Origin of the sequence: Candidatus Bandiella numerosa (assembly GCF_029981845.1) — a bacterium.
Lineage (GTDB): Bacteria > Pseudomonadota > Alphaproteobacteria > Rickettsiales > Midichloriaceae > Aquirickettsia > Aquirickettsia numerosa.
In genome coordinates, this window is record NZ_CP104164.1 from 389,754 (window position 1) to 405,135 (window position 15,382).

Genomic DNA, 15,382 nt, shown 5'->3' on the forward strand with positions numbered 1-15,382 from the left:
AAATCAAGAAAAATTAATGAAATAAGCAACCATGACATACGTAGTTACAGATAAATGTATAAAATGCAAATATACTGATTGTGTTGAAGTATGTCCGGTAGATTGTTTTTACGAAGGAAATAATATGATAGTAATTAATCCGGAAGAGTGTATAGATTGTGGTGTTTGTGTGCCTGAATGTCCTGTAGGTGCTATAGAACCAGAATCAAGCAAATTGATTAAATGGCTTGAAATTAATAAAAAGTACTCTGATATTTGGCCCAATATTACGGAAAAAAAGGAAGCTCTAAAAGACGCAGAAAACTTTGAGGATGAAGAAGATAAGTACGAAAAATATTTTCATGAAAATACCAAATAGTATATTGCTATCTTTTTATGAACACTCCCCTACCAGAACTTGATGCCAAGAAAGGCGATTATGCATAAACCACAAAAAGTATTATCCTTCCTATGGTCTGTCATTAAACCATATAAATGGTGGTATTTACTGATGCTGCAGGCATCATTTGCTAATGCTATTTTCCCACTAATATACAATTATGCAATCAAATTATTGATAGATTTATTCGCTGCAAAATCGCAAATTACATTACACTCAGCTATTTATCCTGTACTCTTATTTATTGGTGTCAATGCTTGCCTGGAAATTTGCTGGAGGATTCACAATTTTGCTGCATGGAAATCTATGCCGTATATAATGCAAAATGTGATGAACAAAGTTTATAATTATGTTTTAAATCACTCATATCGATTTTTTCAAAACAATCTAACTGGAACAATTACAAGTAAAGTAAAGGGCATTAATGATGGATGTCAACAAATACATAATGCACTTGAATTTCAAGTTAGCAAGCCTGTTTTAACGACTATAGTTACTGGTATTGGATTAGCTTGTGTCAATTGGAAAATATTCTTGGTAGTTATAATTTTTGCAATCATTCAAGGATCAGTTTCTATATTTTTTGGTAAAAAACTTAACTCCATAGAGACGGCAAAAGAGAATGCTTGGCATAAAATAGTTGGTTATATGGCTGACAATATTTCAAATATTTTTACAATCTGTTCATATGCAAAAAAACAACATGAAGAATACAAAGTAAATGCACAGTATGAAAAAAGTTACAGACCTCTTGCTTTAAAGTGGTGCAAGATAGATTTCATTATGGCTTGTTTGCAAGCAACCATATATGTAATATTTATGGCGTTATTGTTTATTTATATGATTCATCTTAGGAATAACGGTGATATTAGTATAGGAGATATTGCGTTTATTATGGCTATGGCATATGTTTTTATTGATAACATGTGGACTGCCATAAATGCGATAAAAGATTTTTCGCAAACGATTGCACGATTTATATCTTCATTTTCAATTATGCAAATCCCTCAAGAGGTTATTGATATACCTCATCCAATAAAATTAAAGGTGTCAGGAGGTGAAATTATTTTCAAGAATCTATGTTTTAATTACGAAAATAATAGTGCTATTTTTAATAATTTAAACTTACACGTTAAGGCTGGAGAAAAAGTTGGTATTGTTGGACATTCTGGAGCGGGAAAATCTACATTTATTTCACTTTTATTGAAAAACTTCAAAATAACATCTGGTGATATTATTATTGATAATCAAAGTATATGTGATGTTTCGTCTGATTCTCTTCGAGCTCAAATTTCATTAATCCCGCAAGATATTATGCTTTTTCATCGTTCTATTGGTGAGAATATTGGCTATGCAAAAGAGAATGCAACTCAAAACGAGATAGAAATGTCTGCAAAAGCAGCTAATATTCATGTCTTTATTGAAAGTTTGCCTGAAAAATATGACACTTTAGTGGGTGAGCGAGGAGTGAAACTTAGTGGTGGTCAGCGTCAAAGAATAGCAATTGCTCGTGCAATTCTAAAAAATGCACCAATTTTGATTTTAGATGAGGCAACTTCGAGCCTTGATTCACAAACTGAATATGAAATTCAGAAATCTATAAATATAATGCTTGAACAAAATAGTGCAACAGTTATCGCAATAGCATATCGCCTTTCAACAATCAAACATTTGGATAGAATCATTGTTATAGATGGCGGTCAGATTATTGAGGATGGCTCATTCCAGGATTTACTTACAAAAAATAATGGAAAGTTTAAGATAATGTGGGATAGTCAAGTTAATGGAATGGTGATTTAATCCTCTAATATTTGGCCCAATATTACGGAAAAAAAGGAAGCTCTAAAAGACGCAGAAAACTTTGAGGATGAAGAAGATAAGTACGAAAAATATTTTTATGAAAATATTGAATAGTATATTGATTTTATTGTAATTTGAATGCTATGTGTTAGGGTGGCAAAATGTGTTTATAATTTGGATAGTACATGGTAAGAATTTTTATTAGCTGCTTTATTTTAGTTTTTTTAAACATAGATTTACATGCAAGATGGGCAACTTTACAAGATTCATCCATAAAAATAATTAAATCTAATACTGATATTACAGTTAACAAAGATTACACTTATGAATCTACCATAGAATTTTTAGACGAAATATTAAAAGAGCAAGGTAGACAATATTACTCTAAATATACTTTTCAGTATGATATTAAACGAGAAAAAATAGATATTTTGGAAGCTTATACAATTTTTGAAAACAAAAAATATATTGTTAATCAAAATGAAATAGAAAATAAACCACTTGCAAGTGAGGTGGATGCTCTTGCAGAGTATGGGCAAATATCTATTGCATTTCCAAAAGTAGTAGTGGGTGCCAAAATATACCTTAAATATAGGAAAAAAGTAATAAATCCGTCTCCACCAGAATATTTCGATTATTTCCTTTCATTCGGCGAAGGTGGTTATGCAGAAAATGATAACGTAACAATAAATTCCGCAATTCCACTATATAGTTATGTTAATGATCCAAATAAGGTACTCGAGATTAAAAACGAGAATGAAAAAAATCAATCTACTAAAACACTTATTATTAATCAGAAAGAAGCATTTACTAGTGACTTAGTTGATGAGCCTAGTAGTGGAGCTATTAACCCTAAATACCTCACCTGGGTTGCTATAACAAGTGAAGATACATGGCAAGGAATGCATAAAAAATTTATTGATAAGTATTCAAAAGTAATGAATCAGAAGTTACCTAGCGATTTTGAAAAAATTTATGAAAAGGCTAAGCAACAAAAAAGTGAGATTGAACAGATAAATTACATTACGCGTAGTTTAAATGACCAAATACAATATTTAATGGACAGACGCACTATCTCTGGCAATGTTTTCCCAAGAGATTTAGAGGAGGTTACTAAAACTCAATATGGTGATTGTAAGGATTTTTCATTTGTAACGGGCGCAATACTTAAAAGACTTGGATATAACGTAGATATTGTTCAAGTTTACAGAGGTGAAATTTACCCAGAATTTAAATCTCCTATTCCAACTTTGGCTTTTAATCATATGATGCTTAAGGTAAGTGGTAAAAGCGGCAATGTATATTGGTTGGATCCTACCAATTTTCAAAGCATGGCAAATGGCATATTTCCAGATGTTGCAGATAGGATGGCTTTAGTGATTTCTGAGAAAGAAGCTAAATATGAAAAAATACCTAAAATCGATCCGATTAAAGCTAATAATTCTATAACTAAGGAATATTTAATTAATGAAGACGCTGTTAATGTTGTGTTTAATGCAAATTTGAGTGGGCAAAATTCTTGGCATTTCAGTGGTTTGGGGAAAATGTATTCTAAAAGACGTTTAGAAGATACGTTTTTTATGATTGCAAATGGGAATAAGATAGTTAGCCCCAAAGATAGAATAAGTTCAGAAATACCTAATTTAGAATCAAGAATTGTTAAAGATGTAAAATTTAAGGTTGAATATAAAACCGATGATTTATTATTTCACACAAATTTAGGAAAAGGATTAAAATTGAGATATCAATTTTTGGAATTTGTTGCTGATACCATTGAGGATAATAAAATAGACTTTTATATAGGAACCCCCAGAGAATATAATATAAAAACCATTATAAAATCTAGGTGCATAAAAAATACAAAAAGCCTTAATTTTGATATTGATACTCAATGGATAAAATTAAACAGAACTGCAAACTGCATAAACGATGATACCATTGTAATCGACAATGCATTATTCAAAAAGTCCTTTATTAAAAATGAAGAAATTACAACAGATGAATTCAAAAAGCTAAAAAAAGCCATCAATGATAATTATATAGGTATGGCTGTTATTATTGATTGAAGTAATAATTAACATAAATTTAACGTAATTGTAACGTAATCTTAACGTAACCGTAACATAATTGTAACACTTCATGTGTATAATACAAAAATATGCCCAAAGTTAATAATGACCTAGGGTGAATTTAACATATAAATGTGGGTATATATATGCACGTGAGACATTATTATAGCATTGCTAATTTTCTAATGGGAGTGGGAACAAAAATATATGATAATTATTTTTCTAGTTATTACGACCAAACTTACCAGCAGTTATTTGGCCAATTTACTGCAATAGCAAAAGGTCAAGTTGCTGCCAATGCTGAGCAAGGCATTATACCACAAAATTTAATAAATCAATGGGGCAATAATTTGGCACAACAAGTGGCTACAGAGTGGAAGCATTTCGTTTGGAATTTAGAGCATAGTCCTAGGTGGGATGGTGGTGCCAGCCCCATGATTCACACCTCTCTTTGGAATTTCATGAGTGAGTGGAGTACTGTCACAACAATCGCTGCAGGTGTAATTGATGAAATATCTCAACAAATACGTGATGCAACATCAATTTTAGAACTAGAGAGAATATTACCTGCAATAGGGTTGGGAGCGAGTCTAGTATGGTTGGGAACGCCTGAAAATGGAGTAGTTGTAAACGGTTCAGTAGCAATAATAGGTTCGATTGCAATATCTTTAGCATTAATTAACCCATTTTTGGGCGTTGAGAAAATCAATCTAATGTATCAGGTAGGATTTGATTTCTCTAAACTAAGTGGTAACGATACCAGAAATTTGGTGAAGGAATTGGGTATTGAGAACCTAAAGCCACTAAAAGAAGTGGGGGTGGATTTCGCTAAGTTAACTGGCTGGGTGATCAAAGAATTTGGCCTTGAGAGCATCAAGCCACTAAAAGATGCAGGAGTGGATTTCTCTAAGTTAACTGGCTGGGTGATCAAAGAATTAGTGAAGGAATTGGGTATTGAGGGCCTAAAGGCACTAAAAGAAGTGGGGGTGGATTACTCTAAGTTAGATGTCTGGGAGATCGGAACATTAGTGAAGGAATTGGGTATTGAGAGCCTAAAGGCAGTAAAAGAAGTGGGGGTGGATTTCGCTAAGTTGGATGGTCTCAAGATCATGTATTTAGTGAAGGAATTGGGTATTGAGAGCCTAAAGGCAGTAAAAGAAGTGGGGGTGGATTTCGCTAAGTTGGATGGTCTCAAGATCATGTATTTAGTGAAGGAATTGGGTATTGAGAGCCTAAAGGCAGTAAAAGAAGTGGGGGTGGATTTCGCTAAGTTGGATGGTCTCAAGATCATGTATTTAGTGAAGGAATTGGGTATTGAGAGCCTAAAGGCAGTAAAAGAAGTGGGGGTGGATTTCGCTAAGTTGGATGGTCTCAAGATCATGTATTTAGTGAAGGAATTGGGTATTGAGAGCCTAAAGGCAGTAAAAGAAGTGGGGGTGGATTTCGCTAAGTTGGATGGTCTCAAGATCATGTATTTAGTGAAGGAATTGGGTATTGAGAGCCTAAAGGCAGTAAAAGAAGTGGGGGTGGATTTCGCTAAGTTGGATGGTCTCAAGATCATGTATTTAGTGAAGGAATTGGGTATTGAGAGCCTAAAGGCAGTAAAAGAAGTGGGGGTGGATTTCGCTAAGTTGGATGGTCTCAAGATCATGTATTTAGTGAAGGAATTGGGTATTGAGAGCCTAAAGGCACTAAAAGAAGTGGGAGTGGATTTCGCTAAGTTCCATAGCTGGGATATTAAGTATTTAGTGAAGGAATTGGGTATTGAGAGCCTAAAGGCAGTAAAAGAAGTGGGGGGTGGATTACTCTAAGTTAGATATCTGGGAGATCGGAACATTAGTGAAGGAATTGGGTATTGATATTGAAATAACTGAATTCTACAAAATTATTGATCATATGACTATTCCCCACGATATCATAGAGCGCCATATAGGTGATAGCAAGGTTGAGCAAGATACCATCTCAGTTATTATCAAAGAAGTAGAAGTTAATAACTTGCAGGGTATAGTGACAGAGCTTAACCCATCTTCATGGGGTGAGGATTTTGCAATTACCACATAATTTCGGATAAAGAATTAAACCCCACTTTTTTACAATAAAAAGCTTAAATACTAGCATTAGAATGAGCTGGTGCTTTAGAGTGGGGCTGGCTATTTGCAATTTTAAAGTTTCTGTAAATTTGCTAGCCCTTATCCAAAACTTGGGTTAATTATTAAAAATATAAAATCAATATAATATTGTACTTGTAGTTAATTCGATTCATAATTACATTGAATTTTTATGCCGAAGTAGCACAGAGGTAGTGCAACTGATTCGTAATCAGTAGGTCGGGAGTTCAATTCTCCCCTTCGGCACCAGATTTTAATGATTTTTCTGGCTAATTGTATAAAGCTTAATGCTTTTTCCCTCTTATATCTGGAGTGAATATTAAATATTTTTGAAAATCCTGATTCATATTATATAGCGTTTTTTAAAATTTCCTTCAAAATCTAAAATCTATGATGCTATATATGAAAAAAACACCAAGATTTACTTGTAAGACACAATAAAAATGGTGCCGCTAGTGGGAATCGAATCCACGACCTCTTCATTACCAATGAAGTGCACTACCACTGTGCTATAGCGGCTAAAATGGTAGCGAAGGAGGGACTCGAACCCCCGACACGCGGATTATGATTCCGCTGCTCTAACCAGCTGAGCTACTCCGCCAAGAATAAAATAAAAAATTTATAGCATATTTAAATTGATTAGTTAATTGTTTGTTGTAAATTTGGTGAAATTAATTATTTGACTAAGGTAAAATTTTATTGTTAGAATTGTTAATAATAATATTTAAAAGGTGAACAGATGGCAGTGCAAGAAATTTTAGGTGAAGCTTTTGAGAAGGTTGCTAATATTCAAAATACGGTAGATGATATAAAGGATGCGATAGGGAAAATTGAAAACAATAATCCTATGATAGGTGATTTGGAAGAATCAATTGGTTCCATTACTAAAATTATTGAGTCTGCTCAAGAAAAGAATATTTCTGGTGTAATTGAAAATGGAGTTGAGCTAGCTAAAGAATTAAGTAAGTTGCCTGGTGATATTAAGGATTTTGTTGATACCAAGGGCACAAGTTTACTTAATGATGGTAAGGATATAAAAGATGAAGTTGTTAATCTTGTAAAGCAAATAGGTAGTCAGTTTAATGAAATTATAGGGGATTTAAAAGAAGGAGGTTTGCAAGGCTTTATTAAAGCATTTAATGATCTTACGAGTGCGATTACTGAAGATATACAAGCCGGAAAAGATATAACTGGCAAAGCCCAGGACATGGTTCAGATATTAGAAGCCAAAGGTGATATTGCTAAGGCAAGTGAAGGGCTTAAAGGTGTTGGCGATGTAAAAGATGCAGGTGGTAAAGATGGTCAGCAAGCTCCTACCACACCAGGCCAAGATGTTGGTGGGCAGGATCAAGGAATGGCAATGTAATTTTAGTCAAGTTTATCCTTTATAGAATAATATTTAAGTTTAGTTTTTTATGGCGCATTTTTTGTTATGCGCCATATCTTTTGGAAAGTTAAGAAGTTGGTTTATTTCATGTAATGGTAGATCGTATCGATTGCAATTTTTGAAATATTTTTTTGTGATGCAATTATGTTATTTGAATTAGCAATTAACTGATTTTTATAACTTGAGTCGTTGAACAACTTCAGTAATTCACACTTTAATTCATCATAATCTCTAGCAACCACTATAGCCTTTTTGATTTTAAAATCGTCAATTATATCTTTAAAATTAGAAGTATGAGGTCCCACAATTATTGCGCAACCTTGTTTTGCAGGTTCAATTATATTATGTCCTCCAATATTTACTAAAGATCCGCCAATAAAAACAATATCTGAAATCTCAAAATAATTGCCAAGTACTCCAAAAGATGACACCAACAATAACTCAGTTTCATGGTTGTTATAGTTGTCAATATCAGTTACATAGCGTAATTTATACTTTTCTGCCATTGAAATTATTTCTTCAATTCTTTTTGGGTGACGAGGAATTATAACAGTAAATATGTTTGGAATTTTTTCTTTTATTTCTTTATGCAGTTTTATAATAATTTCCTCTTCTCCCTTGTGTGTGCTAGCTACAACAAATATATTTTTATTTTTTAATTTTGTTCTAGTAGTTTGAACATATTCGCTTGAATACGTTAATGGGGGAGATGAATATTTAAAATGACCAATAAATTTTAGATTATTTTTAGTGAATACACTATATCTTTCATAGTCTAAATTGCTAGCTGTAAAAATCAGTGATAGCCTTTGCAACAAACTACTAGTAAAATCTTTATACCTACGCCATCTATTAAAAGAGGTCTCAGATAATCTTGCGTTATATAATAATAAAGGAATTTTTTTTGTAGTTGCATCTATTAAATTTGGCCATATTTCTGATTCAATAAAAACTGCAACTTTAGGATTCCAATGAGCTAAAAATCTACTAATAAAAAAAGTTATATCAATTGGGAGAAATTGATGTGTTGTATTTTTTATATTTGCAGATTTAAAAATTTTTGCAGATGTTAGTGTTATAGTTGTAATCAAGCAATGCACATCAGCTCTTTCATCAATGATAGTCTTGATTATTGGAATAGCCATATTAACTTCTCCAACACTTGCCGCATGAAACCAAATTACCAATTTATTTTTGGGGCATTTGTCGGACCTGAGAACGAATTTTTGAGTTATGCTCGCAAGATTCTCTTTATTTTTTATCAGCCTAATTATCATACATATTAATATTATAGGAAATAAAAAAATTGATATAATTTTATATAATTTCATGACAGTTTTTACGTTTTTGCTCTAAAGGTATTTTTTTAAATCTTGCATTTGTTTTATCATCAAAATCTCTAGTTTGCTATTTTGTTTTTCAGTAAAAAAATTTGGAGCAGAGATATCTACTACAATCTTGGTAAAAGGCAATGGAATTGTAAATTCATCCCAGCTTCTAAGAATTTTAGCTTTGGAGGATACAAAAGAAATATTAATGACTGGGATTTTGAATTTTGATGCAAGGTTTGTAACGGCGCTATTGACTTTATATCTAGGTCCCCTTGGGCCATCAGGAGTAATGACAATGCTTTCTTTATTTTTAATTGAATTTATAATGTCTTTTGTTGCAGATAAACTACCTTTATAACTTGAACCCCGAATGGTTTTATGACCATATAATTTCACAAATTTATCAATATATTTACCGTCTTTATGCAAAGAAGTTAAGACATTAAATTTTCCAAATTTTTTCATTATTTTTGGAAACACAATTATTTTGCCGTGCCATAATGCCAAAAAACAAACCTCATTAGAATTTAAAATATCTATAGCTTTGTCATTAATATGAGTGTCTACTTTAGATGTAATAAATACAAATTCCAAATATATCTGTATTATCTTAGTGATACACAACACAGATATATTATTGTTAAGAAGTTTTTTTAGGGACCTTTTTAATATGCTCTTAAATTGTATCAAAGTATTTGTATAAGATATAATGAATTTTAATTACATAGTACATTAAAGTTTGGTGTTGAGCTACAATTGCTTATATTATTTTTATAATATGATGTGATGCAGCATAAATTTTGAAAAAAAATCTGGATTTAAAAAAATAAACTTGCTAGCATGTACTTAATTAGTAAATTGGAACCTTTTTATTCAGTATAATGCAAGGTTCTGTGTGTGAGTGGGTTTTTAAGTAACAATGGAATTTTTAAAAAGATTAAGTACAAATAAGTTAGTAATATTGGCTTTACTTATGGTCACAATTTTAATAGGTGCTTTGTTCTTTGTAATGAGCTCTAAGCCTATTTATGGCAGTTTATATAGCGAATTAAGTGATAACAATAGGTTAAATGTAACTTTAAAGTTGCAATCCATGGGTGTGGATTATAAGGTGGACATGAAAAATTCCCAAATACTGGTTCCGGCACACAAAGTGTTAGAATTAAGGATGTATTTTTCACAAAGTGGGCTTATTAGCTCTGGTAACATTGTTGGATATGAAATTTTTGACAAAGAAAATGGGCTTGGCAGCTCACAGTTTTTAAATAATATTAATTCTTTAAGAGCGCTCGAAGGAGAGTTGTCTAGAACTATTAATAGTTTATCTCAAATTGAAAATTCTAGAGTTCATCTAGTTTTGCCAAAAAAGGAGCTTTTTTCTAAGTCAAATGTGACTCCTTCTGCCTCGATTATGATAAAGTTAAAGCCCGGAGCATCTATTTCAAAAAATGAGGTCAAGGCAATTACCAATCTGGTATCAAAAGCTGTGCCTGATTTGATTTCAGAAAATATCACTATTATTGATAGTATGGGACATCCGTTAAAGATGCCGGGATCTGAAAACGAAGGTTTATTGGGTGGCGATAATTCTGAATTCAAACTTATAGAATATCAAAATTTGCTAGAGAAACAGTTGAAATTAAAAATTGAAAATCTTTTGGAGAGTAGAGTTGGTATAGGTAAGGTAAAGGTTGACGTTGCTGCTAAAATTAATAACAATAGAGAAGTAATGGTTTCTGAATTTTTTGACCCAGATGGGCAGGTGATTCGCTCCAAAAAAACTAGCGAAGAGAAAGAAAAGGATGGAGATGAGAATGAAAACATTTCAGTTGCTAATAATATTCCAAATTCTAATCAACAAATTTCTGGCTATAATCAAATGCCTAGGACAAAAAGTAAGCTAGATGATATTACAAATTACGAAATATCCAAAACAGTGACGAATAAAATAATAGAGGAAGGGGGTGTTGAGAAACTTTCAGTTGGGATTTTGGTTGATGGATATTATGAGATAGATGAAAGTACTAAGAAACAGGTATATCACAAAAGAAGTGATGAAGAGCTTGCGCAACTGAAGATACTAGTAAAATCTGCAATTGGCTTTGACGAAAAAAGGGGGGATCAATTAGAAATAATTAATCTTGAATTTACAAATGATAAGCTTCAGGATTCTGATCAAAAGGTAAATTGGTTAGACGAAAATCTAAAAAACCTTATTCAGATGGGTATGATAGGGGTGATTGTTATTTTGATAATATTACTTATCTTTAAACCAATATTATCAAGAATTTTAGAGGTAAATAAAAATGGAGCTGGGGAGATAAATAAATTTTTTGATTTTAAAAAGTTAGGATTTAATAATAAATTTTCTGATGAGGATAATATGGAAAATAAAGATTTTGATTCTTCAGATGATTCGAGTAGTAGGGCTATAATCAACAAATTACATATTGGAAACAAGCACAAACATATGCTAGATAGTATAAATGAGTTAGTTGAAAAATATCCTGAGGAGGCAATAGATATATTGAAAAAATGGATAAATAATGATCAAAAAGTGCAGTAATTATCAACTTATTTATAGTACGTTATGGAACCAAAAAATCTAGAAAGTGAAAATTTAGAAAGTGCAGCTGTTTTGCTTTTAGCATTGAGTGAGGAAAATGCAGGGAAAATTTTAAAACATTTATCGGAAAGCGATGTTTATAAAATATCTAATCAGATTGCTAATTTAAGAGATATGGAGGCTGATAAAGTATTAGATACACTATCGTACTTTGCTGATAGAATAAGTAATGCGAGTTTATTAGGCGGTCATTTACCTAGGTTAAGAAGATTTTTACACAAAGTTTTCGACCAAGAAAAGGTGGATCTTATAATGCAAAATGTTAATAGTCCTTTGAATAAAACTTGGGAAATCATAGCAGGTATGAGTGATAAAGTGCTAGTTGAATATTTAAAAAACGAATATCCTCAAACAGTGGCATTTATTTTATCTAAATTACCATCACAAAAAGCATCAAAAATTATCAGTAACTTCTCGGAAAATTTTTCTTTTGAGGTAATTAAGAGAATTTTAAATATGGATGAGGTTAATAAGAGTGTACTTATAAATTTAGAAAACACCTTAAGAAGAGATTTGGTTGAAAAATCCGACATTTCAAAAGAATTGGATAATAATCAAATCGTTGCAGATATATTTAACAACCTTGACAAAAAAGATGAAAGTCTGTTCTTTGAGCTATTAGAAAAATATGATGCTAATAAAGCATCATTAGTTAGAAAAAATATGCTAATTTTTGATGATATTAAGAGAGTTGACTCAAGAGGAATGCAGATGCTAATAAGATACTCAGATAAATCAATTTTACCAAAAGCGTTAAAATTTGCTGATGATAACATTAAGAATTGCTTTTTTAATAACATGTCTGCTAGAGCAGCAAAAATTCTAATTGAAGAAATTGATAATTCTAACAATACTAAGCTTGAAGAATCTGAGCTATCTCAGAAAAATATATTGTTAATTTTAAGGGAGTTGATTAATAAAGGACAAATAACCTTAAGAGATATTATAAAAGATTCAGATTAATATGAAGAATTATGTTATAAAAAAATTTCCTTTTAATAGTTTTTCAGATAGTAGGGGGTATGATAATAACTTGACTCTAAAGAAAAACATCAAAGATGAATACACTGGAAAAAATTTAGAAGTGGCTAATAACATATTGGCCAAAAAAGATATTGTGGTTGAACAGAATGAATACACAAAAGAAAAAGTGGAAGCATTAAAACTTGAGTCCTTCGAAAATGGGTGGGCAGAATGTGAGAAGGCCCAACAAAAGTTAGTAGATCAGACAAAAGAAGATAGTAGTATCAGCCTAATGATGAAAATTGAATCGAGTCTATTTAATATTTATGAAACAATTGAAAGTAAATATGATAATTTGTCAAAGGATTGTGCAGAGTTAAGCTATGTAATTGCAAGTAAATTAGTAGGAAAGTTAAGTGAAAAATTTCCAAATGAGGTTATATTGGATTTTTTGAGTAAAAACCTCCCTCTACTCACTCATGCCAATGATATTAGGATAGGTGTTAACCCAAAAAATTTACCGCATATAAAAAGCTATATTGACGATATAAATCAAAATTCAACAATAAAAATTAAGCTTGTAGAAGACGAAGCAATAAATATTGGTGACTGTAAAGTAGATTGGGGCAATGGATTGATAAAAAAAGATACAGAAAAAGTCAAAAAGGATTTAGAATCCATTTTTAAAAATAATTTATAATAAATTTTTGGTAACGTTATATGACTATAGAGAAAGAAGATATTAAAAACAGAAATGGGATTAACTTAAATTTAAAGGCGATTTATGATGTTCCGATGAAATTAAAAGTCGTTTTAGGACAAGCAGAATTTAAAGTAAGTGATTTACTTAAATTAAATAAAGGCGATAAAATTGAATTAGATAAAAAGCCTGGAGATCCTGTAGATTTATTTGTTAATGATAAATTAGTTGCAAAAGGCGAAATAGTATTGATAGATGATAAGGTAGGTCTGACGCTTACAGAAATTATTGCAAATGATTAATTTGTATTTTACTTAAATTTTACTTGATTATTAAGTAACAAATTATATATTCAACGTATAAATAACATTTCAGTATAATTATATTATGATAGAAGGATTAATTAGTTTTTTGCATGTGGCTCCGTTGGTTATGATATTTTCTCTTATGGTCGGTAGTAAAGTATACAAAAAAACTACAGGTAAAAGTGTAGACTTTTCACCAACTGTATTATTGTTAAGTTCTATCGGTATTGCTTCTGGATTTGGTATACATCATCATGCTGGAGAAGAAGTATCAAGCATTTGCTATCTATGTTTCGGTTACGCGACGATATTGGCGATTGTGGGATTAAAGCTTGCTAAAACAAATAAAGTTATAAGACAAAACGCTTAATTGATTTTAAAATCAATTTTATGCGCCAGATAAAATGAATAACCACTTTCACTCAGCTCTTTCTAGGATCAAAGCAGAGGGGAGGTATAGGGTTTTTACCGAATTAAAAGGTTATTCTTCTAGTAGTGTAAGAGCATATAGCGTAAAGCATGGTAAGGACATTACTCTTTGGTGCAGTAACGATTATTTGTCTATGAGTAAAAATCAATCTGTGATTGATGCTCTGGCAAAGGGAGCGTATCAGTTTGGAGTTGGCTCTGGAGGTACGAGAAATATCTCTGGTACAAGCAATGCAATAATTAATGTTGAAAAAGAAATTAGTGATTTGCATAATAAAGATTCAGCTCTTGTTTTTACTTCTGGGTATATTGCAAATCAGGCAACTCTATCTACTATATCAAAGATTATACCCGATTGTGTAATATTTTCTGATCAAAACAACCATGCATCCATAATATATGGAATAAAAGAAAGTAAACTTGAGAAGATTGTATTCAATCATAATGATATGGATGATCTAGAGAGTAAATTAAAAAATTATCCACCTGAACGTCCCAAAATTATAGTTTTTGAGGCGGTTTATTCAATGTCAGGAACGACAGCAGAAGTTGGCAAAATTTGTATGTTAGCAAAAAGGTATAATGCCTTAACATATGTGGATGAAGTGCATTCTGTTGGAATTTATGGAAAAGAGGGTGCAGGAATGTGTGCAAAGCTTGGGTATCAAGATAAAGTTGATATAATACAAGGTACATTCGCAAAAGCATACGGAGTAATTGGTGGCTATATTGCATCTAAGCATGAAATAGTAGATAGTATCAGATCCTATTCTCCAGGTTTTATATTTACTACTTCTCTTCCCCCCGCAATCGCGGAAGCAATTTTGAGTAGTATAAAGTATTTAAGAAGGTCTAATCTTGAAAGGGATAAATTGAAATATGTCGTATCTGTATTAAAAGACAGGCTTAGTAGTAAGGGGATTAATTTTTTACAAAATGAGACTCATATAATATCTGTAATGATAAATGATGCTACATTATGCCAAGAAGTTTACATGGACTTGCTTCAAAATCATAATGTGTATGTACAGGGGATTAATTTCCCTACGGTTCCCAAGGGGCAAGAGAGATTAAGAATAACAGCAAATCCATTTCATACAGAAGAAATGATTAATCATTTTGCTGATTCGCTTTATAATGTATTGGTAAAATATAATATACTTAATTCAAGTAATCAGAAGATTTCTTTTGGCTAATCAGTGCCAATACCAATATACTTAAGTTTTTCTCATTTATTAATAATATCAGGTCATTGAGGGGTAGTTTTAAAAAAATTGTTTAACAT

Annotated in this window: 15 protein-coding genes and 3 tRNA genes; 14 read left to right on the top strand and 4 right to left on the bottom strand. The window is 31.5% G+C overall.

Translation table 11 applies throughout. The features are described from left to right. The first annotated feature begins 31 nt into the window (after positions 1 to 31). The 7 genes from fdxA to N3Z17_RS01895 all read left to right on the top strand — a co-directional run bounded on the left by fdxA (position 32) and on the right by N3Z17_RS01895 (position 6,605). Positions 32 to 358, top strand: coding sequence for a ferredoxin FdxA (gene fdxA, locus N3Z17_RS01870; protein ID WP_282472320.1), 327 nt, complete (start codon positions 32 to 34; stop codon positions 356 to 358). A gap of 132 nt (positions 359 to 490) precedes the next feature. Continuing rightward, positions 491 to 2,179: an ABC transporter ATP-binding protein gene (locus N3Z17_RS01875; protein WP_282472321.1), complete on the top strand. Its 1,689-nt coding sequence runs from the start codon at positions 491 to 493 to the stop codon at positions 2,177 to 2,179. 9 nt (positions 2,180 to 2,188) lie between these two features. Further along, entirely contained in the window at positions 2,189 to 2,293 is a 105-nt protein-coding gene (locus tag N3Z17_RS07615; protein WP_410519601.1) for a DUF3470 domain-containing protein, read from the top strand. Positions 2,294 to 2,364: 71 nt separating this feature from the next. Then, complete coding sequence (locus N3Z17_RS01880) at positions 2,365 to 4,245, top strand: DUF3857 domain-containing protein (RefSeq protein WP_282472322.1); 1,881 nt, start codon at positions 2,365 to 2,367, stop codon at positions 4,243 to 4,245. Between the two features lie 155 nt (positions 4,246 to 4,400). Continuing rightward, positions 4,401 to 6,059 (top strand): hypothetical protein, encoded by a 1,659-nt coding sequence (locus N3Z17_RS01885; RefSeq protein WP_282472323.1) that lies wholly within the window; start codon positions 4,401 to 4,403, stop codon positions 6,057 to 6,059. After that, positions 6,046 to 6,309, top strand: coding sequence for a hypothetical protein (locus tag N3Z17_RS01890; protein WP_282472324.1), 264 nt, complete (start codon positions 6,046 to 6,048; stop codon positions 6,307 to 6,309). The genes N3Z17_RS01885 and N3Z17_RS01890 overlap by 14 nt, the downstream gene beginning before the upstream one ends. 221 nt (positions 6,310 to 6,530) lie before the next feature. Next, positions 6,531 to 6,605 (top strand) — tRNA-Thr (locus tag N3Z17_RS01895). Positions 6,606 to 6,800: 195 nt separating this feature from the next. Here the strand turns inward: N3Z17_RS01895 and N3Z17_RS01900 are convergent. After that, positions 6,801 to 6,875: transfer RNA gene (locus N3Z17_RS01900), tRNA-Thr, on the bottom strand. A gap of 5 nt (positions 6,876 to 6,880) precedes the next feature. Continuing rightward, positions 6,881 to 6,957: transfer RNA gene (locus N3Z17_RS01905), tRNA-Met, on the bottom strand. A 138-nt stretch (positions 6,958 to 7,095) separates the two neighbouring features. Here N3Z17_RS01905 and N3Z17_RS01910 point away from each other — a divergent pair. Beyond that, positions 7,096 to 7,722 (top strand): hypothetical protein, encoded by a 627-nt coding sequence (locus tag N3Z17_RS01910; protein ID WP_282472325.1) that lies wholly within the window; start codon positions 7,096 to 7,098, stop codon positions 7,720 to 7,722. Positions 7,723 to 7,823: 101 nt separating this feature from the next. Here the strand turns inward: N3Z17_RS01910 and N3Z17_RS01915 are convergent, their stop codons facing one another. Together N3Z17_RS01915 and N3Z17_RS01920 are read right to left on the bottom strand one after the other, a co-directional pair. After that, a complete protein-coding gene (locus tag N3Z17_RS01915) occupies positions 7,824 to 9,074 on the bottom strand; it encodes a 3-deoxy-D-manno-octulosonic acid transferase (protein ID WP_282472326.1) in 1,251 nt (416 codons plus the stop codon). A gap of 21 nt (positions 9,075 to 9,095) precedes the next feature. After that, positions 9,096 to 9,668, bottom strand: a complete 573-nt coding sequence (locus N3Z17_RS01920; protein ID WP_282472327.1) for a lysophospholipid acyltransferase family protein — start codon at positions 9,666 to 9,668, stop codon at positions 9,096 to 9,098. 325 nt (positions 9,669 to 9,993) lie between these two features. On the opposite strand from N3Z17_RS01920, the gene fliF reads away from it, so the two are divergent. From fliF to hemA, 6 genes are all read left to right on the top strand, one after another. Then, entirely contained in the window at positions 9,994 to 11,640 is a 1,647-nt protein-coding gene (gene fliF, locus N3Z17_RS01925; RefSeq protein ID WP_282472328.1) for a flagellar basal-body MS-ring/collar protein FliF, read from the top strand. A gap of 24 nt (positions 11,641 to 11,664) precedes the next feature. After that, complete coding sequence (locus tag N3Z17_RS01930) at positions 11,665 to 12,663, top strand: flagellar motor switch protein FliG (protein ID WP_282472329.1); 999 nt, start codon at positions 11,665 to 11,667, stop codon at positions 12,661 to 12,663. A 1-nt stretch (position 12,664) separates the two neighbouring features. Continuing rightward, a complete protein-coding gene (locus N3Z17_RS01935) occupies positions 12,665 to 13,363 on the top strand; it encodes a FliH/SctL family protein (protein WP_282472330.1) in 699 nt (232 codons plus the stop codon). Positions 13,364 to 13,383: 20 nt separating this feature from the next. After that, a complete protein-coding gene (fliN, locus tag N3Z17_RS01940) occupies positions 13,384 to 13,665 on the top strand; it encodes a flagellar motor switch protein FliN (RefSeq protein ID WP_282472331.1) in 282 nt (93 codons plus the stop codon). A gap of 85 nt (positions 13,666 to 13,750) precedes the next feature. Continuing rightward, positions 13,751 to 14,038 (top strand): hypothetical protein, encoded by a 288-nt coding sequence (locus N3Z17_RS01945; protein ID WP_282472332.1) that lies wholly within the window; start codon positions 13,751 to 13,753, stop codon positions 14,036 to 14,038. Positions 14,039 to 14,072: 34 nt separating this feature from the next. Next, a complete protein-coding gene (gene hemA / locus N3Z17_RS01950) occupies positions 14,073 to 15,293 on the top strand; it encodes a 5-aminolevulinate synthase (RefSeq protein WP_282472333.1) in 1,221 nt (406 codons plus the stop codon). Positions 15,294 to 15,382 lie beyond the last annotated feature (89 nt).

Coding starts and splice junctions, on each gene's coding strand:
- fdxA (WP_282472320.1), top strand. CDS start 32: ATGACATACGTAGTTACAGATAAATGTATAAAATGCAAATATACTGAT.
- N3Z17_RS01875 (WP_282472321.1), top strand. CDS start 491: ATGCTGCAGGCATCATTTGCTAATGCTATTTTCCCACTAATATACAAT.
- N3Z17_RS01880 (WP_282472322.1), top strand. CDS start 2,365: ATGGTAAGAATTTTTATTAGCTGCTTTATTTTAGTTTTTTTAAACATA.
- N3Z17_RS01910 (WP_282472325.1), top strand. CDS start 7,096: ATGGCAGTGCAAGAAATTTTAGGTGAAGCTTTTGAGAAGGTTGCTAAT.
- N3Z17_RS01915 (WP_282472326.1), bottom strand. CDS start 9,074: ATGAAATTATATAAAATTATATCAATTTTTTTATTTCCTATAATATTA.
- fliF (WP_282472328.1), top strand. CDS start 9,994: ATGGAATTTTTAAAAAGATTAAGTACAAATAAGTTAGTAATATTGGCT.
- N3Z17_RS01930 (WP_282472329.1), top strand. CDS start 11,665: ATGGAACCAAAAAATCTAGAAAGTGAAAATTTAGAAAGTGCAGCTGTT.
- N3Z17_RS01935 (WP_282472330.1), top strand. CDS start 12,665: ATGAAGAATTATGTTATAAAAAAATTTCCTTTTAATAGTTTTTCAGAT.
- fliN (WP_282472331.1), top strand. CDS start 13,384: ATGACTATAGAGAAAGAAGATATTAAAAACAGAAATGGGATTAACTTA.
- N3Z17_RS01945 (WP_282472332.1), top strand. CDS start 13,751: ATGATAGAAGGATTAATTAGTTTTTTGCATGTGGCTCCGTTGGTTATG.
- hemA (WP_282472333.1), top strand. CDS start 14,073: ATGAATAACCACTTTCACTCAGCTCTTTCTAGGATCAAAGCAGAGGGG.